The organism is Streptomyces sp. NBC_00028, from assembly GCF_045041065.1.
Taxonomy (GTDB): Bacteria; Actinomycetota; Actinomycetes; order Streptomycetales; family Streptomycetaceae; genus Streptomyces.
Window position 1 is genome coordinate 2,948,537 of record NZ_CP108293.1, and the last position, 21,764, is coordinate 2,970,300.

General features: G+C 68.9%; 16 protein-coding genes. 5 read left to right on the forward strand and 11 right to left on the reverse strand.

Annotated elements, in window-relative coordinates:
* Positions 1–18 precede the first annotated feature (18 nt).
* Together OG885_RS12855 and OG885_RS12860 are read right to left on the reverse strand one after the other, a co-directional pair.
* Positions 19–720, reverse strand: coding sequence for a ribonuclease HII (locus tag OG885_RS12855; protein ID WP_405730483.1), 702 nt, complete (start codon positions 718–720; stop codon positions 19–21).
* 82 nt (positions 721–802) lie between these two features.
* A complete protein-coding gene (locus OG885_RS12860; RefSeq protein WP_399951900.1) occupies positions 803–1,426 on the reverse strand; it encodes a TetR/AcrR family transcriptional regulator in 624 nt (207 codons plus the stop codon).
* A 187-nt stretch (positions 1,427–1,613) separates the two neighbouring features.
* Between OG885_RS12860 and OG885_RS12865 the strand changes: the two genes are divergently transcribed.
* On the forward strand, positions 1,614–3,161 hold the full coding sequence (locus OG885_RS12865; protein ID WP_405730485.1) for an MFS transporter: 1,548 nt from the start codon (positions 1,614–1,616) through the stop codon (positions 3,159–3,161).
* A gap of 341 nt (positions 3,162–3,502) precedes the next feature.
* Here OG885_RS12865 and OG885_RS12870 read toward each other — a convergent pair whose 3' ends face one another.
* From OG885_RS12870 to OG885_RS12880, 3 genes are all read right to left on the reverse strand, one after another.
* The gene (locus tag OG885_RS12870; RefSeq protein WP_405730486.1) at positions 3,503–4,408 is read right to left on the reverse strand and encodes an ADP-ribosylglycohydrolase family protein; all 906 of its coding nucleotides are present in this window, start codon (positions 4,406–4,408) and stop codon (positions 3,503–3,505) included.
* A 12-nt stretch (positions 4,409–4,420) separates the two neighbouring features.
* Positions 4,421–5,080 (reverse strand): histidine phosphatase family protein, encoded by a 660-nt coding sequence (locus OG885_RS12875; RefSeq protein ID WP_329333896.1) that lies wholly within the window; start codon positions 5,078–5,080, stop codon positions 4,421–4,423.
* A gap of 118 nt (positions 5,081–5,198) precedes the next feature.
* A complete protein-coding gene (locus OG885_RS12880; RefSeq protein WP_399950254.1) occupies positions 5,199–5,804 on the reverse strand; it encodes a YdbC family protein in 606 nt (201 codons plus the stop codon).
* Between the two features lie 148 nt (positions 5,805–5,952).
* On the opposite strand from OG885_RS12880, the gene OG885_RS12885 reads away from it, so the two are divergent.
* Entirely contained in the window at positions 5,953–6,486 is a 534-nt protein-coding gene (locus OG885_RS12885; RefSeq protein WP_405730489.1) for a TerD family protein, read from the forward strand.
* A 91-nt stretch (positions 6,487–6,577) separates the two neighbouring features.
* Here OG885_RS12885 and OG885_RS12890 read toward each other — a convergent pair whose 3' ends face one another.
* Together OG885_RS12890 and nrdR are read right to left on the reverse strand one after the other, a co-directional pair.
* The gene (locus OG885_RS12890; RefSeq protein ID WP_405730491.1) at positions 6,578–9,472 is read right to left on the reverse strand and encodes a vitamin B12-dependent ribonucleotide reductase; all 2,895 of its coding nucleotides are present in this window, start codon (positions 9,470–9,472) and stop codon (positions 6,578–6,580) included.
* Positions 9,473–9,633: 161 nt separating this feature from the next.
* The gene (gene nrdR, locus OG885_RS12895; protein WP_399950245.1) at positions 9,634–10,176 is read right to left on the reverse strand and encodes a transcriptional regulator NrdR; all 543 of its coding nucleotides are present in this window, start codon (positions 10,174–10,176) and stop codon (positions 9,634–9,636) included.
* A 561-nt stretch (positions 10,177–10,737) separates the two neighbouring features.
* Between nrdR and lexA the strand changes: the two genes are divergently transcribed.
* Positions 10,738–11,517 (forward strand): transcriptional repressor LexA, encoded by a 780-nt coding sequence (gene lexA, locus OG885_RS12900; RefSeq protein ID WP_405730494.1) that lies wholly within the window; start codon positions 10,738–10,740, stop codon positions 11,515–11,517.
* A gap of 150 nt (positions 11,518–11,667) precedes the next feature.
* Here the strand turns inward: lexA and OG885_RS12905 are convergent, their stop codons facing one another.
* The 4 genes from OG885_RS12905 to OG885_RS12920 form a co-directional block, all read right to left on the reverse strand.
* Complete coding sequence (locus OG885_RS12905; RefSeq protein ID WP_405730496.1) at positions 11,668–13,641, reverse strand: ATP-dependent DNA helicase; 1,974 nt, start codon at positions 13,639–13,641, stop codon at positions 11,668–11,670.
* Positions 13,642–14,028: 387 nt separating this feature from the next.
* Positions 14,029–14,850, reverse strand: a complete 822-nt coding sequence (locus tag OG885_RS12910) for a GNAT family N-acetyltransferase (RefSeq protein WP_405730498.1) — start codon at positions 14,848–14,850, stop codon at positions 14,029–14,031.
* A 71-nt stretch (positions 14,851–14,921) separates the two neighbouring features.
* On the reverse strand, positions 14,922–16,886 hold the full coding sequence (locus tag OG885_RS12915) for an IucA/IucC family protein (protein WP_405742715.1): 1,965 nt from the start codon (positions 16,884–16,886) through the stop codon (positions 14,922–14,924).
* A 335-nt stretch (positions 16,887–17,221) separates the two neighbouring features.
* Positions 17,222–18,763, reverse strand: coding sequence for an aminotransferase class III-fold pyridoxal phosphate-dependent enzyme (locus OG885_RS12920; RefSeq protein ID WP_405730500.1), 1,542 nt, complete (start codon positions 18,761–18,763; stop codon positions 17,222–17,224).
* Positions 18,764–19,146: 383 nt separating this feature from the next.
* Between OG885_RS12920 and OG885_RS12925 the strand changes: the two genes are divergently transcribed.
* Positions 19,147–20,370, forward strand: a complete 1,224-nt coding sequence (locus OG885_RS12925) for a trypsin-like serine peptidase (RefSeq protein WP_405730502.1) — start codon at positions 19,147–19,149, stop codon at positions 20,368–20,370.
* Positions 20,371–20,558: 188 nt separating this feature from the next.
* Positions 20,559–21,761 (forward strand): trypsin-like serine peptidase, encoded by a 1,203-nt coding sequence (locus OG885_RS12930; protein WP_405730504.1) that lies wholly within the window; start codon positions 20,559–20,561, stop codon positions 21,759–21,761.
* Positions 21,762–21,764: the final 3 nt, after the last annotated feature.

A 21,764-nucleotide genomic window follows, 5' to 3' on the forward strand; every position in this document is an offset into this window, starting at 1 on the left:
TAAGTGCGAGCGGAACGGTCAGAAATCGAAGCCGAGCTGGCCCTCGATCTCCGGAACGCGTCCGTCCGCCCAGCTGCGGACCTTCTTGAGGTGCCGCCACTGGGGCAGCGCATCAAGATACGCCCACGACAGCCGGTGGTACGGGGTGGGTCCCCGCTCCTCCAGCGCGGCCTTGTGCACGGGTGACGGATACCCGGCATTGGCCGCAAAACCGAAGTCTGCATGGCCGATGCCCAGTTCGGCCATCATTTTGTCGCGGTGGACCTTGGCGATCACCGAGGCAGCCGCGACCGCCACGCACGACTGGTCGCCCTTGATCACCGTACGGACCCTCCACGGCGGGCCGAGGTAGTCGTGCTTGCCGTCGAGGATCACCGCCTCGGGACGCACCGGCAAGGCTTCCAGGGCACGGACCGCCGCCAGTCGCAGCGCGGCGGTCATGCCCAGTTCGTCGATCTCCTCCGGGGAGGCGTGGCCCAGGGCGTACGACGTCACCCACTTCCGGAGTTCCTCGTCCAGCACGGCGCGCCGCTTGACGGTGAGCAGCTTGGAGTCGGTGAGGCCTTCGGGGGGTCGGCGCAGTCCGGTGACCGCCGCGCAGACGGTGACGGGGCCGGCCCACGCACCGCGCCCCACCTCGTCGACACCGGCAATGACCTTCGCTCCGGTCGTGGCGCGGAGGGAGCGCTCGACGGTGTGTGTGGGTGGTTCGTACGGCATGGCGCCCTTAGCGTACGCCGCCTGGATCACCCGGCGACACCCCGGCTTCCCGAGTGGCGTCACGGCCGGGGCGGAGCCCACCTCAGTCGCCGCTCGGCCGCAGCAGGGGGACCATGAACTGGTCGATCATCTCCTGGAGCTCCTGATCGCTCCATTCGCTTCCGCTTATCTTGGAGCGGTACATCATCATGGCCGGCATGGCGTCGAAGACATAGCTGTTCGCGGCGTCATCACGGACCTCTCCCCGCTCAATTCCACGGGTGATGACCTCGCCGAGCAGTCTGAGCGTCGGCTCGACAACCCCTCCGAAGATCACGCCATGAAAACGCTCCACCTGCGCATCATCACATTCGTGAATCACCGCGCGAAGGGCGAAGCCCGGACGTGAGTACATCGCGTCGCGCGCCTGTCGGCAGAGTGCGAGAAGGTCCTCGCGCAGCCCGCCCAGGTCGGGCGCCTCGTCGATCAGGGGCAGTCCCGCCTTGAGGGCGTCCGCGACGAGATCCTCCTTGGAGGGCCACCGCCGGTACACCGCGGCCTTGCCGGTCTGCGCGCCCGCGGCGACACCCTCCATCGTGAGGCCCTTCCAGCCGACGGTACTGAGCTGGTCCAGTGCGGCGTCGAGGATCGCGCGTTCGAGCACGGCGCCGCGCCGACGGAGGGAGGACGCCTGAGCGGGGGCGGCCGTCCAGCGCGAGGTAACCATCTGAGTTTCTCCAGCGAGCAGGGGGAGCGGGGGGTTCAGGGAGAGCGGGGAGGCGCGCGGCGACATCGGGGGAACACGCCACACGACCACAATCTAAGTGAACGCTTGCGTTCACTATGAAGGACTCACTACCGTGGACGCGACAGTGAACGCGAGCGTTCACTAACGCACTTGTGGGGGACCCATTGTGACAACCTCTCAGTTGATCAAGGATCAGAAGCCAGGTGCGGCCCGCCGGGAGGGACGTCCCGGCCTCGCGCTCACCGTCATCGCGGCCTGCCAACTCATGGTGGTACTCGACGCGACGATTGTGAACATCGCGCTCCCGCACATTCAAGACGCTCTGCAGTTCAGCACCACCGACCTCACCTGGGTCGTCAGCAGTTACACGCTCACCTTCGGCGGACTGCTGCTCCTGGGCGGCCGCGCAGGTGACATCCTCGGTCGGCGGCGGGTGTTCACCGCCGGCATCCTGCTGTTCACTCTCGCCTCGCTGCTCGGCGGACTCGCCCAGGAACCCTGGCAGTTGCTCGCGGCGCGCGTCCTGCAAGGCGTGGGAGGCGCGATCGCGTCGCCCACCTCGCTGGCCCTCATCACCACCACCTTCCCCGAAGGCCCGGAGCGGAACCGGGCCTTCGGAGTCTTCGCCGCGGTCTCGGCGGGCGGTGGCGCCATCGGCCTGCTCGCGGGCGGCATGCTCACCGAATGGCTGGACTGGCGGTGGGTGCTCTTCGTCAACGTGCCGATCGGTGTCCTGATCGCCATCCTCACCCCGCTGTACATCAGCGAGTCCGAACGGCACACCGGCCGCTTCGACATAGCGGGAGCGCTGACGTCGACGGCGGGCATGGCCTCCCTCGTCTACGGCTTCATCCGCGCGGCGGACGAGGGCTGGCGGGACAGTCTGACGATCGGGTCCTTCGCCGCCGCGGTCGTCCTGCTGCTGTCCTTCGCGTTCATCGAGAGCCGCGCGAAGGAGCCGATCACCCCGCTGAGGATGTTCGCCGACCGCAATCGCTCCGGCACGTACGTGATCATGCTGAGTCTGGCCGCCGCGATGTTCGGCATGTTCTTCTACATCGTGCTGTTCGTGCAGAACGTGCTGGACTACACCCCGATCGAGGCGGGCCTCGCCTTCCTGCCCGTGACGGTGGTGATCGCCCTCGGGGCGGGGCTGTCGCAGCGGTTCCTGCCGGTGCTCGGCCCCAAGCCCTTCATGCTCGCGGGCTCGGCTCTCGCAGTGCTCGGTCTGTTCTGGCAGACCCTGCTCAGCTCCGACAGTTCGTACGTCGGCGGCATCCTCGGTCCCATGCTGGTCTTCGGCTTCGGCATGGGCCTGAACTTCGTGACGCTGACGATCACCGCGGTCTCCGGCGTCGCCCAGCACGAGGCGGGCGCGGCATCCGGACTCCTCAACGCCACGCAGCAGGTGGGCGGTTCGCTCGGCCTGTCCATCCTGACCACCGTGTTCGGCTCGGCCAGCAAGGACGAGGCGGAGAAGCAACTGCCGCAGTTCATGGCCGACGGCACGGCGGAACAGAAGGCCGAGTTCGCCAAGACCCATCAGTTGCCGGCGCCTTGGGGTCACGAGGTGCTCGCCCAGGGCATCTCCACCGGATTCGTCGCGGCGGCCTCGATGGCGGTACTCGCCCTGATCACCGCCGGGCTGGTCATCCGGGTCCGCAAGAGCGACCTGGAGGCGCTCGCGGGCACGGCGGGCCCCGGCCTCGGGTGACCGGAGCGGGCTCGCGCAGAGCCGTGGATGGCCGGACGGGGACCTCGTCCCCAGGACGGACGGTGAGGACGCCGGTCCGGTCATCCACGCTGCGAAGGCCGACAGACTCAGCAGAACCCACACCCCGTACATGGCACCCCCTCCGCCCCTCGTACGTCATCTGGCCGCGCCTGCCGCGGATCCCGATGGATCACACAGCGGTTACCACGACAACGCTCGAGTGATTACGCAGAGTTCCCATTCGGCACGGAGAGTTTTCACGTGCGGGAGGTGATCACACAGCTGATCACCCAGCTCCCTACGGCTGGGGACCGACCGCCGCTACGGCGCCGGGCGCCGGTTCAGCCGGCCGTCGTCAGCCACTCCGGAAGCGCCTCGGTCCGTCTCGCCCACTCCGCGGGAGGCGTCCCCGCCTTTCCGGAGGCGATGACCCCGCCCACGATGGCGCAGTTCGTGTCCACATCGCCGCCCACCTGGGCGGTCGACCAGAACGCCTCCTCGTAGTCACCGAGGGACCGGGCGGCCGACCAGATCGCGAACGGCACCGTGTCATGAGCCGTCGTACGCCGTCCGCAGCCCAGCACGGCCGCGACGGTGCTCGCGTCGCCGTAGTCGAGCATGTCCCTGGCCCTGCGCAGGCCCGCTCCGACGGCGCTCTTCGGGACGAGCGCGACGACACCGTCGAGGAGTTCCTCGGCGCTCGGCGGGCCGCCGGGAGCCGCGACCAGTGAGGCCGCAGCGGCGACCGCCATGGCCCCGACCACGGCCTCGCGGTGCTGGTGTGTGGGATAGGCGGAGATCTCCGCCTGGTGCGTCGCCTGCTCCGGGTCGTCCGCGTACCAGGCGCCGAGCGGGGCGATCCGCATCGCGGCGCCGTTGCCCCAGGACCCCTGTCCGTTGAACAGTCCGGCGGCGAGTTCGCGCCAGTCGCCGCCCTCGCGGACCAGCCGCAGCAGGCGGTTGACCGCGGGACCGTAGCCGCGGTCGAAGTCGTGGTGGTGGGCGAAGGACTGGGCCAGCGCGTCCTGGTCGATGCGATGGTGGGCGGCCAGCACGGCCACCACGGAGCACGCCATCTCGGTGTCGTCCGTCCACTGCCAGGGCTCGGACGGCAGCTCGCGGCGCTTGAGCAGCGGGTAGTTCACCGGCACGAAGAACTGGGAACCGAGCGCGTCCCCCACCGCGAGTCCGCGCAGGCTGGACAGGGCGCGGTCCAGGCGCCCGTCGGGAGAGGAATCAGCGGTCATCGCTCTGCCACTCTATCCGGTGATCCCGTACGGTTCCGGATCTCGCCAGCGGTCGAAGGGCCGGTCAAGGGCGTACCGGCCGTCGTCACCGAGAACGAGCATCCGCATCTCCGCGTTCCCGGGATTCGACAGCGACTCGAATTCCGCGACGCTCCAGTGGAACCAGCGCATGCAGAACAGCCGCATGGCGAGTCCATGAGTCACCAGCAGCACGTTGGGCGGGTGGTCGGGCGCCTCGAAACTTCGGAACAGGCTCTCCAGGAAGCCACCGACCCGGTCGTAGACATCGGCACCGGACTCACCCTGGGCGAAGCGGTAGAAGAAGTGGCCGTACGCGTCCCGGTAGGCCTTCTGCAGCCGTACGTCGTCGCGGTCCTGCCAGTTCCCCCAGTCCTGCTCGCGCAGCCGAGGCTCCTCGCGCACGCGTACCTGCTCGGGATCGAGATGGAAGGCGCGGAACGTCTCGTGGGTACGGCGGTACGGCGACACGTACACGCTGACGCGCTCGCGGCCGAAGACCTCGCGCAGCCGCTTTCCCGTCTCCTCCGCCTGCTGCCAACCCTGCTCGGTCAGCGCCAGCGCGTGATCCGGCTCGCGCTCGTACACGGTGTCATCAACATTGCCCGTTGACTCGCCGTGCCGGACAAGGACGATGCGCCGTGGTCGTGCCATGCCAAAACCCTAGATCGGGTGACGGCCCATCGAGCACCCGTACGGCCTCCATACGGCGTAGGTCACACATTTTCTGCACCACAGGCCTCACAAAGCGCACCTGTACCGAGTCCGGATATCAAACCGTCCAGGTCGGCTCAAGCTCCACGATGTCCCCCGTGAGTGCGGCCACGTCCGCCTCGATCTGGGCCCGCAGGGCCAGTCGCTCGACCCGTTCCGTGCGGTACTTGCCGTGCTCGGCTGCCGACTGCCACATCGACAGGACGAGGAACTCATGCCCCGGCGCCTCGCCGAACAGACCGCGGATCATGCCGGGCGAGCCGGCCATCGCCGGGTTCCAGACCTTCTCCTGCATCAGCGTGAAGTGCTCGGCACGTTCCTCGTGGACCCGGCAGTGCGCGACCCGTACCAGGTCGGCGTCGGTGAAACGCGGCTCGAAGCCGGTCTTCACGTCGAAGCGATAGTCGAACAGCCTGACCTGCGCGTCCTTGAACGTGCCCGACTGCGCGGACGCCAGACGATCATGGGAACGGGCCATGAAGGAGTCGTAGAACGAACGGCTCTCCCAGAAGGAGAAGATGTGCGCCACTCCGGTCCGCCCCCGGCTCCAGCCTCCGCCCTGTCCCCGAAACCCCGGCTCACCGAGTAGCCCCGCCCACTTTCGCTGCCCCCGCTCGAAGCCGCGGCGGTCCACCACGGTGCAGCGAATCCACTTGACCAGCACCGCGCCATCGTAAGGCCACGCAGCGTGGCGTCGGTCACGCTCCGGCAGAGATCTCTTCCCCGGAGAACGCCGCGCGCGTGGCAGGATGGGCAACCGGCCCTGACCTCATGGCAGTTCGGGCCGTGGACCACGGGGAAGGGGAAGCCTGGTGAACGGCCTCAACAAGGGGATCCGCAAGGTCGAAGTCGCGCTGAAGTGGGACCCGAGTCCCGTGAACCAAGCCGCCACCGATCTCGACATCGTGGCCGCGCCCTACCTGGCCGGCGAACCCTACGGCGATCCCGCCTATGTCGTGCACTTCGACAGCCGCTCCCCCGACGGCACCATGTACCTCAACCGGGACAGCAAGGACGGCAAGGGCTTCGGCTGGGACGAGGTCATGACCCTGGAACTCGACCGGCTCGACAGCCGCTACGCGCGCGTGGTCGTCGGTATCGTCATCCAGCAGCGCTCCGAGGAGCGCACGTTCGTCGGCGTGGCCAACCCCGCGCTGCGCATACGCGAGGGCTACACGGTCCTGACCGAGGACGACTTCGGCAGCGTCCTCGGGTCCACGGCGGCGACCGTCGCGGAGTTCGTCCGGGACGACGACGGCACCTGGGAGTTCCGTCCCGGCATCCACGGCTTCGAGGACGATCCGGCGGAGTTCACCCGCGTCATGGGGACGGCACACCAGCCCTGACCGCGCGTCACCGCACAAGGGCAAGCAAGCAAACAAGAGGCGGTGGAGCCGGAATCGGCCCCACCGCCTCACAGATCACTCAGACGCGCGGTCAGCTGCAACCGCTGGTCGAACCGCAGCCCTCGCAGATGTAGCAGGAACCGGCCCGCTGCATCTTCGTACCGCAGGAGAAGCAGAGCGGGGCGTCGGCCTGGATGCCCAGCTGCATTTCCACCAGCTCGGCGCTGGTGTGGGCCTGCTTCGGAGCGGGCTTGGCCGCCTCGACCTCGGCCTTGGGGGTGACGACGGCCTTGAGCTCCTGGGCGCGCGGCGCCGACTGGGCCAGCCCCTCGACGTCGACCTCGTCCTCCGAAGGCTCGTACGAGCCGGTCTCCAGGTGGCGCTGACGCTCGTCCGCGGAGTGGATACCGAGCGCGGAACGCGTCTCGAAGGGCAGGAAGTCGAGCGCCAGACGACGGAAGATGTAGTCGACGATCGACTGCGCCATCCGGACATCGGGGTCGTCCGTCATGCCCGCCGGCTCGAAGCGCATGTTCGTGAACTTCGAGACGTACGTCTCCAGCGGCACGCCGTACTGGAGGCCGACCGAGACGGCGATGGAGAAGGCATCCATCATGCCCGCGAGGGTGGAGCCCTGCTTGGACATCTTCAGGAAGACCTCGCCGAGACCGTCGTCCGGGTAGGAGTTGGCGGTCATGTAGCCCTCGGCGCCGCCCACCGTGAAGGAGGTCGTGATACCGGGGCGGCCCTTGGGGAGGCGCTTGCGGACCGGACGGTACTCGACGACCTTCTCGACGGCCTTGCGGATCTCCGCCTCGGCCTTCTCCGTGACCTCGGTCTTCTCCTTCTCCTTGGTCTTGGCGGAGAGGGGCTGGCCGACCTTGCAGTTGTCGCGGTAGATGGCGAGCGCCTTGACGCCCATCTTCCAGGCCTCGAAGTAGACCTCTTCGACATCCTCGACGGTCGCCGTCTCCGGCAGGTTGACCGTCTTGGAGAGCGCGCCGGAGATCCAGGGCTGGATCGCGGCCATCATGCGGACGTGGCCCATCGCGGAGATGGAACGCTCGCCCATGGCGCAGTCGAAGACCTCGTAGTGCTCGTGCTTGAGGCCGGGGGCGTCGACGACATTGCCGTTCTCGGCGATGTGGGCGACGATCGCCTCGATCTGCTCCTCCTGGTAGCCCAGGCGGCGCAGGGCCTGCGGGACGGTGCCGTTGACGATCTGCATCGAGCCGCCGCCGACCAGCTTCTTGAACTTGACCAGCGCGAGGTCGGGCTCAAGGCCGGTGGTGTCGCAGGACATCGCGAGACCGATGGTGCCGGTCGGGGCGATGACCGACGCCTGGGCGTTACGGAAACCGTTCTTCTCACCGAGACGCAGGACGTCCTGCCAGGCCTCCGTGGCGGCGGCCCAGATCGGCGTGTCCAGGTCGTCCATGCGGACGGCCTTGGTGTTCTCGTCCGCGTGCTGCTTCATGACCCGCAGGTGCGGCTGCGCGTTGCGGGCGTAGCCGTCGTACGCGCCGACGACCGAGGCGAGTTCGGCGGAACGCTTGTACGACGTGCCGGTCATCAGGGAGGTGATGGAGCCGGCGAGGGCTCGACCGCCGTCCGAGTCGTACGCGTGGCCGGTCGCCATCAGCAGGGCGCCGAGGTTGGCGTAGCCGATGCCGAGCTGGCGGAACGCGCGCGTGTTCTCACCGATCTTCTGCGTCGGGAAGTCCGCGAAGCAGATGGAGATGTCCATCGCGGTGATGACGAGCTCGACGACCTGGGCGAAGCGCTCGACCTCGAAGGACTGGCGGCCCTTGCCGTCGTCCTTGAGGAACTTCATCAGGTTCAGCGAGGCGAGGTTGCAGGACGTGTTGTCCAGGTGCATGTACTCGCTGCACGGGTTCGAGCCGTTGATACGGCCGGACTCCGGGCACGTGTGCCAGTGGTTGATGGTGTCGTCGTACTGGATGCCCGGGTCGGCGCACGCCCACGCGGCCTCGGCCATCTTGCGGAACAGGGACTTGGCGTCGACCTCTTCGATGACCTCGCCGGTCATCCGCGCGCGGAGGCCGAACTTGCCGCCCTGCTCGACGGCCTTCATGAACTCGTCGTTCACACGGACCGAGTTGTTGGCGTTCTGGTACTGGACGGACGTGATGTCGTCGCCGCCCAGGTCCATGTCGAAGCCCGCGTCACGCAGGGCGCGGATCTTCTCCTCTTCCTTCACCTTGGTCTCGATGAAGTCCTCGATGTCGGGGTGGTCGACGTCGAGGATGACCATCTTGGCCGCGCGGCGGGTGGCGCCACCGGACTTGATGGTGCCCGCGGAAGCGTCGGCGCCGCGCATGAAGGAGACGGGACCCGAGGCGTTGCCGCCGGAGGACAGCAGCTCCTTGGAGGAGCGGATACGGGAGAGGTTCAGGCCGGCGCCGGAGCCGCCCTTGAAGATCATGCCCTCTTCCTTGTACCAGTCGAGGATCGACTCCATGGAGTCGTCGACGGCCAGGATGAAGCAGGCGGACACCTGCTGCGGCTGGGGCGTACCGACGTTGAACCAGACGGGGCTGTTGAAGCTGAAGATCTGGTGCAGGAGGGCGTACGCCAGCTCATGCTCGAAGATCTCGGCGTCGGCGGGCGAGGCGAAGTACTTGTAGTCCTCGCCGGCCTTCCGGTACGTCTTCACGATGCGGTCGATCAGCTGCCTGAGGCCGGTCTCGCGCTGCGGGGTGCCGACGGCACCCCGGAAGTACTTGCTGGTGACGATGTTGACCGCGTTCACCGACCAGAAGTCGGGGAACTCGACGCCACGCTGCTCGAAGTTGATCGAGCCGTCGCGCCAGTTGGTCATGACGACGTCACGACGCTCCCACTGGACCTCGTCGTACGGGTGCACGCCGGGGGTGGTGTGGATGCGCTCGATACGCAGTCCCTTGGTGGCCTTGGCACCCTTGGCTCGGGAACCTCGTGCCGGACCGCTCGCCGTCTCTGTCATGCCGCCTCCCTGTACGGGCGAAAACGCCCTGAAGTGCCCCGATGTTCCCGTGGCACGGTGTTCTGTCTTGTATTGCGGGCACCCACTCACTACCGCCCGCAACAGGTCCTCATCGCCGCCGTGCGGCCGCCCCGGTGTCTCCGACCGGGCCGGGCCGCAGATCAGTCGGCGGCACCCGCGGGCTCGGGGACCGATACGGTCTCTCCCGCCCCGCGGTCGTCTTCCTGGCTCCCCACGTCCGCGTCCACGTCGGGACGCCCCGTCGCCTCCCTCAGTTCCGCGATCGCGGCCTCGAAGTCGTCGAGCGAGTCGAACGCCCGGTAGACGGAGGCGAATCGCAGATAGGCGACCAGATCGAGCTCTTGCAACGGGCCGAGTATGGCCAGCCCCACGTCATGGGTGGTCAGTTCGGCGCTTCCGGTAGCTCGCACCGCCTCCTCGACCCGCTGGCCGAGCTGGGCGAGTGCGTCCTCGGTGACAGGTCGTCCCTGGCATGCCTTGCGCACACCGTTGATGACCTTGGTACGACTGAAAGGCTCGGTGACTCCGGATCGCTTGACCACCATGAGCGAACACGTCTCCACGGTCGTGAAACGACGGGAGCAGTCCGGACACTGGCGGCGCCTGCGGATCGACGTGCCGTCGTCGGTCGTACGACTGTCGACGACGCGGCTGTCGGGGTGCCTGCAGAAGGGGCAGTGCATGAACTCCCAACCCTCCTCACAGCAGACTCAATAGCCTCGCTGAGCCCCATGGGCCCCTCGAAGCAGCCCCAAGCATAGGCGATCGCAGCGACTCCGAAGACCCGGGGGACCACAACTTCTGGGCTGCCGTAGCAATCCAAGCACTAGATGTAGGGATCGTCACCGTAAACACGCCGTACGCGCGTGTCGCACCCGTATTGGCATGTGCCCCATGACAGCGCCGCCACGCGGGACATGGCCGTGCACAGGCGTACCGCTGCGGCACATGCGGAGATACCGTGGTCGCCACACGGAGGGCGCGTGGGACTCCCGCGTAGATGGGGGCCGGATCCCGGTTGACAGGACGCCGGATGGCAGACTGGTCAACAGCCCGCGAGGTCGTCACCGGCGGCGAACAGTACGACAAAGGGCCCTTTTGTCCGCCAGGCGCCACGTTAGCCATACACCCAGACACATGATCACGTCCGGTGAATCAGACTTTTTCACTCGAACGTGTGTTTGGCGCAACCTTTCGAAAGCAACTACCGTTGTCCAGCAGGGAGACCATCGAGAGGGGCCGACGTGACCACCACCGCAGACAGTGCCACCATCACTGCCCAGGACCGCTCCCAGGGCCGACTCGAGCCGGTGCATGCGATGAACGAAGCCGTGAATCCCGAGGGGCAAAAGCGCTCCCTACCCGGCCGACCTCCAGGCATCCGGGCCGACAGCTCTGGGCTCACCGATCGGCAGCGCCGGGTGATCGAGGTCATCAGGGACTCCGTGCAGCGGCGCGGCTACCCGCCGTCCATGCGGGAGATCGGACAGGCGGTCGGCCTCTCCAGCACGTCCTCCGTCGCACACCAGCTCATGGCACTGGAGCGCAAGGGCTTCCTGCGCCGCGACCCGCACCGCCCGCGCGCGTACGAGGTACGCGGCTCCGACCAGGCCGCCTCCGTGCAGCCCACGGACACCGCGGGCAAGCCCGCCGCGTCGTACGTCCCGCTCGTCGGCCGTATCGCCGCCGGTGGCCCGATCCTCGCGGAGGAGTCCGTCGAGGACGTCTTCCCGCTCCCGCGCCAGCTCGTGGGCGACGGTGAGCTGTTCGTCCTCAAGGTGGTCGGCGACTCGATGATCGAGGCCGCGATCTGCGACGGAGACTGGGTCACGGTCCGCCGCCAGCCGGTCGCCGAGAACGGCGACATCGTCGCCGCCATGCTCGACGGCGAGGCCACCGTCAAGCGCTTCAAGCGCGAGGACGGCCACGTCTGGCTCCTCCCGCACAACGCCGCGTACGAGCCCATCCCGGGCGACGACGCGACGATCCTCGGCAAGGTGGTGGCGGTGCTGCGCCGCGTGTGACGGTGCGGCGGGCGGACCCACCGAGGTCCGCCCTCTGACCGGGCCCCGGGACCCCTGCGCCGGTTCCGGGGCCCAGTGCTGTGCGGGTGCTCGCGGGCGCCCTTGATGTGGGGTGGGCTGGCCTGTGCCGGTCAGTCCACCCCACACCTTTCACTCCTCCGACTGCTTCGCCACCGCGTCGATCGCGGCCAGTGACTTGCGGACCTGGTTGCGGTCCGTCGTGAACCAGAAGTCCGGCAGGGACGCCTTCAGATAGCTCCCGTACCGCGCGGTCGCGAGCCGCTGATCCAGGACGGCCACCACACCACGGTCCCCCGACGCCCGTACGAGACGGCCGGCGCCCTGAGCCATGAGCAGCGCCGCGTGCGTGGCGGCGACCGCCATGAAGCCGTTGCCGCCGGCATCCTCCACCGCCTTCTGGCGGGCGCTCATCAGCGGGTCGTCGGGGCGCGGGAACGGAATCTTGTCCATGACGACCAGCTGGCAGCTGGGGCCAGGGACATCCACGCCCTGCCAGAGCGAGAGCGTGCCGAAGAGGCACGTCTTCGGGTCGGCCGCGAAGTTCTTGATCAGCTCACCGAGGGTCTCCTCGCCCTGGAGAAGGATCGGGAACTCGGGGATACGGGAGCGCAGTTCCTCCGCGGCGAGCTGCGCGGCCCGCATCGAGGAGAACAGACCCAGAGTGCGACCACCGGCGGCCTGGATCAGTTCGGTCAGCTCGTCCAGCATGTCCGCGCGGTCGCCGTCGCGCGCGGGGCGCGCGAGGTGCTTGGCGACATAGAGGATGCCCTGCTTCGGATAGTCGAAGGGCGAGCCGACGTCGACGCCCTTCCACTGCGGGACGTCATCGCCTTCGGTGCCCTCCGGGGCGAGGCCCAGGGATGCGCCGACTCCGTTGAAGTCACCGCCCAGCTTCAGGGTCGCCGAGGTCAGGACCACGGAACGGTCCGCGAAGAGCTTTTCCCGCAGCAGGCCCGACACGGACATGGGAGCCACCCGCAGGGATGCCCCGAATCGGTCATGGCGCTCGTACCAGACGACGTCCCACTCGGAGCCGTTGGTGATCCGCTCCGCCACGTCGTGCACGGTCTCCACCGAGGCCAGCGCCTGCTTGCGGACAGCGTCCTCGTCCTGGACGGACTTGTCGCGGGTGGCGCCGATCGCGGAGATGACGGTCCGAGCCGCGTCGCGCAAGGCCATGAGGGCGTAGGCGAGATCCTCCGGGATCTCCTCCAGACGGCCCGGAAGGGCGAGCTCCATCAGCCGCTCGAAGCCCTCGGCGGCGGTCTGGAGCTGATCGGCGGCCTTCTCGTTGACGAGCTTCGCCGCCCGCCGTACCGCCCGGTTGACCTGTCCGGGCGTGAGCTCGCCGGTGGCGACTCCGGTGACCCGGGACACCAGCTCGTGTGCCTCGTCGACGATCAGCACCTCGTGCTGCGGGAGGACCGGGGCGCCTTCGATGGCGTCGATGGCGAGCAGCGCGTGATTGGTGACGACGACCTCGGCGAGCTTGGCCCGCTCGCGGGCGTTCTCGGCGAAGCACTCGGCACCGTAGGCGCACTTCGTGGCCCCCAGGCACTCGCGCGAGGAGACCGAAACCTGGGCCCAGGCCCGGTCGGAGACACCGGGAGTCAGGTTGTCGCGGTCGCCGGTCTCCGTCTCGTCCGACCAGTCACGCAGCCGCAGCAGGTCCTGACCCAGCTTGCTGGTGGGGGCGGCCGCCTCGAACTGGTCGAAGAGGCCCTCCTCCTCGTCCTGCGGCACGCCCTCGTGCAGGCGGTGCAGACACAGGTAGTTCGATCTGCCCTTGAGCATCGCGAACTCCGGACGGCGGCGCAGCAGCGGATGCAAGGAGTCCACCGTGCGCGGCAGGTCCCGCTCCACCAGCTGGCGCTGGAGGGCCAGGGTGGCGGTCGCGACGACGACTCTCTCCCCGTGCGCGAGCGCGGGCACGAGATAGCCCAGCGACTTTCCGGTGCCGGTGCCGGCCTGGACCAGCAGATGGGAGCCGTCGTCGATCGCCTCGGCGACGGCTTCGGCCATGGTCACCTGACCGGGGCGCTCTGTGCCGCCGACGGCGGTGACGGCAGCATGCAGGAGTTCGGGGAGTGAGGGCTTCGTCATAGCGCGACAACCCTACGGCCCAGCACTGACAAACGAGTGGTCACGGGGGAGACGAGGGGCTGGATCAAGACCCGACGACTTCGGGACGGCGATCGGATGAGGTCGCTCAGGGGCGGCGGAGGTCGGGATCGGTCGGTTGCGGTCAACACCGGACGGCTGTGTCGGCGCGTGCCTGGTTTCGGCGAAATCCACTCGGCTGGAAATGAGTGTGGCGGGAGTGGGAACCGGTTCGGCGCGAGCGGTGTACCAAAAGTGATGACGATGTGACGTGACGTGACAGGACATGAGGTGACACGACATGAGCCACTGCGACGTGGTCGGCGTGGGACGTGATGCGGCGCTGGATGGCGCGCGGCATGAACTGACACGGCCTGGCATGGCATCGCGTCACATCAGATCGCGCAGGGACCGGTCGCGGATCATGAGGGCAGCCCGTTTGTCCGGCAGATCGATCTCGGCGGCGAACCGGAAACCGGCGCTCAGAAAGGCGGAGACGGAGGGGGCGTTGCGAAGATCGGGTTCGGCAATGATGCGCGCGCAGCCGAGCCGCCTGTCGAGCGCGAGGTCGGCGACGCTTCTGAGCAACGCGCTGCCGAGCCCTCGCCCACGGTCGGCGGCAGCGCCGATGAGGAGGTGGATCCCGGTGTCATGAGGGCGGGCGGGATAGTGGCGGGCCACGGGATCGAGGTCGGCCCGGTAGATCTCCCAGTAGCTCATCGGCACGCCGTCCAGCACTCCGAGACAGGGGACGCACCGCCCGTCTCCGACCAATTGGGTTCGCACATGATCCTCCGCCCGGTTCTGGGACCCGTCCAGCTCCCAGTACTTCGCGACAGCGGGGTCGTTCATCCAGCCGCCGATAAGCGGAAGATCCCGCTCTGGACGCACGGGTACGAGGTGGAACAGACCCACAGGTGTAGCCACCGGCCCCCACTCGGCGACTGAGTCCAGGAGATCCTCGCGGGCGGAGCCGACCACATCGGCCTGGGGTGGGTTGCCGGCGCCGGCCTGAGTCCGGCTCGCTGCGTCGCTCTGCTGCGCAGCGGCGCCGAGGGTCTCGTTGGCGATGAGCGCGAGGAATTCGTCGGGCAGCCGGAGGTCAAGGGTGTCCTCGCAGTCCGTGCCGGGCGCCTCGGCAGGGACACCGGCTGTACAGGCATCGGCATCGGTGGCAGTGGCGGCGTTGACACTCGCGTCGGTGGGAGGCACGGCGACGCTCCTCTCAGGAGACGGGTCGGGGCATGTTCCTCGGGACTGAACGGACAGAAATGACAGGGCAATCAGCTGTGAAGGGGGTTGGCGATGGTGGTGTAGACGGACTGGGTGTCGACGGGGCCGACGAGTTCATCGAGACCGTGCAGCCGGGTCAGCAGGTTGGCCTTGCAGCGCAGGACGGGTGAGTCCAGTAGGCGGGCGGGCAGTGAGGTGCGCAGACGGACGGGTCCGTAGGCGATGTCGCTCAGGAAGCGGCGGAAGCCGGCGAGCAACAGCCGTTCGTCGGCGAGCCGTTGGGAGCCGAAGGCGCCGATGAGCCCGAGCACGTTGTTGATGGCGAGGTAGTACGCGAAGCGTTCGTCGGTGACCTCGTCGGAGACGAACGTGTCGCTGTGCTCGCCGATGCCGGGAAGGCGGGCGTCCAGGTCCACACGCCGGGATTCACGGAAGTAGTAGCCCTGGTTGTCCCGGTAACGGCCGCCGACGGGCCAGCCGTCACCGTCCAGCAGGACCAGCGTGTTCTGCTGATGCGCCTCCAGGGCGATGCCCGCCTCCGCGTCGAACCACAGCACCGGTCGGACGACCTGCTCCAGATAGCGCAGGAACCACTCGGCGGCGACGGCGCCCAAGGGACGACCGGTCCGACCGGCCAGGCGCGTGACGACCTCGGCCAGTCGGGACCGCATGGCCGACCGCATGGCCGACGGCGTGGCCGACTGGTCCTCAGCTGGGCCGTGGGCGCTGGTCAGCTGCGGGGAGGGCCTGGGTGCGACGAGTCCGGCGACGCAGGAAACGTCGTCCGTGGCGGTGAACGGGTTGTGCCGGATCATCACGTCGAGGCCTGGCACCGCCTTGCCCTCCGGTCCGTCGACGGCCAGCCAGGCCGGGTCGCGGACGATGTCGAAGCCGGGGTGCGCGGCCCGCCACTGCTCGGCCAGTCCGCTGCGCAGCAGGCGGTGGACCTCGACACCGCGGTGAAGTTCTTTGCGGAGGTTCTGACGACGGGAGTTGGTGATCCGCAGGCCGAGCGACAGCTTGAGCATGGCGGGCGCGCCGGACCGGTGGACGGTGCGTACGGAGGAGGTGGGGTGCCAAGCGGCGCCGTGCGCTCCGAGGTCGCGGAGGAGGCCGGCGTCGAAGAGAGCTGCGGTCGCGGGGTCGTGCCGGACCTCTCGCAACTGCCAAGGGTGCACGGGCAGGGCCGCGTGCTCTTCGGGGAGCGGGAGTTCCGACCCGGCGAGGCGTGCGGTGAGTTGAGCCGCGGGAATGAGCCGTCCGCGCTCGGTCCAGGCCGAGTCGGTGGCGAGGAGGGAGGGAGCGACGGCGATCCAGTGCAGGGGGAAGGAGCCATGCAATTCCGGTGAGTACAACTGCGCTTCGGCGTCGGTCAGACCCTCACGGCTCTTCGGCGTGGGGTGCAGAGGATGGCCGAGCACAAGAGCCTGTTCCGCGACGAGGAACAGGTCGGGCTCGTCCGAAGGCCGCTTCCTGCGCTCACGGATGAAGGTGGCAGTGCGGCGTACGGAGTCGGCGACGCGGGCGACGAGGTCGGTGCCGTCTGTGACGGTGGCAGTGGTGGTGCGGGTCGGTTGAGAGGCAACCGCGGTCGAGGCGAGGGCTGAGGGCGTGGCGAGGGCTGAGGGCGTGGCGAGGACCGAAACGGAGGCGGAGGCGAAAGCCGAGGCCGAAGCTGGGGTCCCGGGATCCTCGGGCCCGTCGGGAGCGCTGTCCCCTGAGGGCTCTCTGGCCAGGAGTGCCGCGAGGGTGACGGCATCGAGGGGCGGGGACGACTCAGGGGCATCGGCCAGATGCACGGGGCCGAAGCGGTGCCAGCCGGTCGGGGACCAGTAGTGGACGGCGGCCAGCAGGGCGGTGCCGCTGGCGGGGAGCGGGATGCGGAGGGGTTCGTGAACGGAGGCGAGGAGGCCGGTTTCACGTACCCAGCAGCGGAGGAGGTTCTCGACGGCTGCGGACTCGGCGGCGGTGTGCGCGTCGGGATGCTCCAGAGGGTCGGCCGTGTCCCCGCGCAGCCAGGCGGCGTTCGGGCGGGGTGCCGAAAGGCCCTGTTCTCCTTCCCTTTCCCACTCCCCACCTCGATCGCGCCCTCGCCCCTGCTCCGGAACCCGCTCTCGCGAACGGCGACCGGATTCCCCCGTCGGTCCGGAGCCCGGCACCGACTGTGGCTGCCGGGACGCTTCCGTCGTGCCGTGGGTTGATGACGGCGAGTGGCTGGGGGCGTCGGGGGTCGGGGTGGTGTTCAAGGCTGTTCCTTGGGAGCGGGTCAGGAAGGGGCGCGGCGAGGTAGATGTGTGCGGCGATCTGTGAAGCGGAGGGCGGTTCTTGGAGGTGTCTCCGTCCGCTGGGTTCAACCCGCGCGTGCGGCGTGGTCGCCGTGCCGTTGGGAGGCGGACTCCACGCGGGCCGCCGGGCCCGGATGAGTCGGATGGTTCCGCTGGTTCAGCTGGTGCTGTTGGTCTGGCTGGTGCTGTTGGTCTGGCTGATGCTGCTGAGGGCGTTCTCGGTCCGGTCGGCTCCGCCGGGGTTGCCGGCTCTCGCTGCGCGCGGCGTGGTCGCGGGCTGCCGTCTCCACCGCGTCGGCCAGACGGTCGAGCACCGCCTCCGCCTGCTCGTCGCTGATGGTCAGGGGCGGAAGGAGGCGGATGACGTTCGCCCGAGGGCCGCCGAGTCCGACGATCAGGCCGCGCCGCAGGCACTCCCGTTGGACAGCGGCGGCACGTTCGGGAGCGGCGGCGGAAGGAGTGGCGGGCGGGGACGGAGCCTGGGCGAAACGGGCCGCAGTGACTCCCCGGTCTGCTCCAGGCAGCGAGCAAGTGGCCGCGCCCTCTCCTCCGCCCACTCCTCCCCCGCCACTCGCACCCATCCCACCCTCGCCGCCTCTCGCGCCCACCCCACCCTCGAACTCCGGATCCACCAGCTCCACCCCCAGCATCAGCCCCCGTCCCCGCACATCCCCGACGCAGTCGAACTGCCCCTGCAAGGAGCGGAGACGAGCGAGCATCCGGGCGCCCAGGATCGAGGCCCGTTCCGTAAGGCGGTGTCGGCGGACGTGGGCGAGGGTGGCCGTTCCCGCGGCCATGGCGAGTTGGTTGCCGCGGAACGCACCTGCGGGGGCGGCGGGTTCGGCGATGTCGAGGTCGTCCCGGTAGACCACGGCGGAGAGCGGCAGGCTGCCGCCGATGGCCTTGGCCAGCACCATCACGTCGGGAGTGATCCCGCTGTGCTCCACGGCCCAGAAGGCGCCGGTGCGGCCCACTCCGGTATCGGTCTCGTCGACGATGAGCGGGAGGGACCGGTCGGCAGTGAGCTGCCGCATGCGTCGCAGCCAGGCATCCGGCGCGGGGACCACGCCGCCCTCGCCCTGGACGACCTCGAGAATCATCCCGGCGACACCGTCGGCACCCGGCACGGTGAACGCCGCGTCGGACAGCCCGTCGCGGGCATCCGCAAGGGCAAGCCCCCTGGCCCGCCCCGTCGCCTCCCGCGCGAGCCCGAGCGCCGCTTCCACCGCATCCGTGTCGCCCGGGCCGCAGAACTGCACGCGCGCGTGGTCGGCCAGACCGGGCGGCAGGCTACGAAACAGCTCGGCGAGAAAGGCGTCCTCGACGGGGGTCGCGAGGCCCAGGGCGTGCAGGGGCGCACCGGAGTCGAGGACCTCGCGGATCGCCTCCAGCACCACGGGGTGGTTGTGGCCCAGGGCCAGAGTCCCGGCGCCGGAGAGGCAGTCCAGGTAGCGGCGTCCGTCCGCCCCTTCGACGGTCAGTCCACGGGCCCGCACGGGCACGATCGGCAGGGCACGCGCGTAGGTGCGGGCCGCTGTCGGCTCCCTTGTCGACTGGCGTCGCGGGTTCCCCTCGGACGCACATCCGCCGTACGAAGCCTCGGCCACCTCTGTCTGCCCTCCCGCTGTGGTCCGACGCCCCGGCCGAGCCGAAATCCCGCCGGGGGCACAGGGGACCGCACCCGGACAGCAGGCCCCCCACCGCTACCAACCCCGGACGCCGCACCGGGTTACGGGTTGCCTCAAGATCCTTGCCGTGACGGAACCGTTGCCGTTCCGTGGGAAGTCCCCCACAGCGAGCGCATAGTGTGTGATGCCGTTCCAACAGGCCGTGGGAACACCGGGATCAACGCGGGATCGACGCAGGATCGACGCGGGACAAACGCGGGATCAGGCGCGGGATCGGACGCAACCGGCGTGCGATCACGCCGCGTTCGCCGTGTACTCATGGCCACCGCACCTAGTTCGTTCACCTCAGGGGGAGTCAGATCATGCGATCCACAAGGCCGTCGTTCACCGCCCGCCGGGAAAGGGGCGCGCGCCGCAGAACCTCCCCCGTGCTGGCCGCCGTGGCCCTGGCGTCGGCGCTCGCGCTCACCGCCACCGCGTGCGAGTCGGGCGACGACCAGGCCGGTGGCAGCGCCTCGGCCTCGGCTTCCTCCGACGGGAAGATCACGATCCCGGACGACATCAAGGACCGGCTCAAGGAGCACGGGATCGATGTCGACAAGTGGAAGGACGGCGCCTGGAAGGACTGGAGCAAGGACGACTGGCTGCGCGAGGCCCAGGACTTCGTCAACCCGATCATCGAGGGTCTGTGGGACCCGGACCGGATGCGGGGCGCCGAGGACCCCGAGCAGGGCAAGGGGGTCGACGACAGTGACATCTCCGGGGACCAGGGCGTGACCGACCCGGAGCCGGCGCCGGTGGACGCCAAGGCCGTGCCGGCTACGTACCACGACAGTGTTCCCGAAGCGGGCAAGGTGTTCTTCGACTCCCCCGAAGGCACGATGGTCTGCTCGGCGACGGTCGTGCAGGACCCGGCCCACCCCGGCAAGTCCAACATGGTGTGGACGGCGGGCCATTGTGTGCACGCGGGCAAGAAGGGCGGCTGGTACCGCAACATCGCGTTCGTGCCGTCGTACAACAACGACGCCCTGTCGACAGCGGAGTTGGAGAAGGCTTCCCGGGAGGAGGTCGCTCCGTACGGTGTCTGGTGGGGTGACTGGGCGCAGACCTCGGACCAGTGGATCGAGCAGGGCGGTGCGACGGGCGGCGACGGCGCCTCGTACGACTTCGCGGTCATCCATGTGACCCCGGAGAAGGGCGGGTCCGGCAAGTCCCTGGAGGAGATCGTCGGTTCGGCGCTTCCGGTGAACTTCAAGGCCCCGGCGGCCGCGAAGATCCAGAGCATGACGACGACGGGCTATCCGGCGGCGGCGCCGTTCGACGGCGAGACGATGTACCAGTGCCAGGACAAGCCGGGGCGGCTGTCGCTCAACGCATCGGACCCGACGATGTACCGCATCGGCTGCACGATGACGGGCGGTTCGTCCGGTGGCGGCTGGGTCGCGACCGGTTCCGACGGCAAGCCGGCGCTGGTCTCCAACACCTCCATCGGCCCGGTGACGGCCGGCTGGCTGGCCGGACCGCGCCTCGGTGACGTGGCCAAGGGTGTGTACGACTCGGTCAGCGAGAAGTTCGCCGGCCAGTGAGGCGATCGGCGGCGGGGCGGGCCCAAGAAATCTTCACCGCCCCGCCGCCGTTCGCCCTCAACTGCACGGGCATAGTGGGGTGTCGCGCGCCCGAGGACCTCAGCAACCCGCCCTCGCCATGACGCGCGCATGACATAGCAGTACATGAACAGCTTCACGACGACAGTTCCAACGGGGGTCACCGCACCATGCGTTCCACACGTACGTCCCGTACGTCATCCCAGCGGCGCCGCACCGCACTCGCCGCCACCGGCCTGGTCGCCGCCCTGGCGCTGACCGCGACGGCCTGCAACGGCTCGGACGAGGCCAGCGACAAGCCCGGGGCCACCACCTCCCAGGCGGCCGACAGCGGCAACGACAAGATCCAGATCCCGGCCGACATCGCCGACAAGCTCAAGAAGCACGGCATCGACGTCGACGACTGGAAGGACGGAGGCTGGAAGAACTGGGACAAGGACAAGTGGCTCAGTGAGGCCAAGGACTTCGTCAACCCGGTCATCGACGGTCTGTGGAAGCCGGAGCGGATGAAGTCCGCGAAGGAGGCCAACAAGACGTACTCGACGAAGGACGCGGCGGCCGACACGGGCGTCACCGACCCGGACCCGCTGCCCGTCGAGGCGTCCGCGGAGAAGACGCCGTACCACGAGAACGCGGCCCCGGTCGGCAAGATCTTCTTCGACACTCCCGAGGGTCATGCCGTGTGTTCGGGCACGGTCGTCAAGGACGTGAACCACCCGGGCAAGTCCAACCTGGTGTGGACGGCGGGTCACTGCGTGCACGCGGGCAGCGGCGGCGGCTGGTACCGCAACATCATGTTCGTCCCGGCGTACAACGACTACGGCAAGTCCGAGGCGCAGCTGACCAACTCCAACGCCACGGAGATCGCCCCGTACGGCCAGTGGTGGGCGGACTGGGCCTCCACGTCGAACGAGTGGATCGCGGGCGGCTCGGAGACCGGCGGCGACGGGGCGGCGTACGACTACTCGGTGCTGCATGTGAAGCCGGAGTCCGGCGCCAAGTCGCTCGAGGAGACCGTCGGCGCCGCGCTGGACATCGACTTCTCCGCCCCGTCCGCCACCGAGGTCGCCAAGATGGGCGCCTGGGGCTACCCGCAGGCGGCCCCGTACAACGGGCTGAAGATGTTCAAGTGCATCGACCAGCCGGGCCGCCTCTCGCTCAGCACGACGCTGCCGACGATGTACCGCATCGGCTGCACCATGACCGGCGGTTCGTCCGGCGGCGGCTGGTTCCGGGTGGTGGACGGTGAGACCAAGCTGGTCTCGAACACGTCGATCGGCCCGGCCGACAACACCTGGCTGGCGGGCCCGCAGCTGGGCAGGACCGCCGAGGCGATCTACCAGAACATGAGCAAGACGTACGGCGCCAAGTAGCCG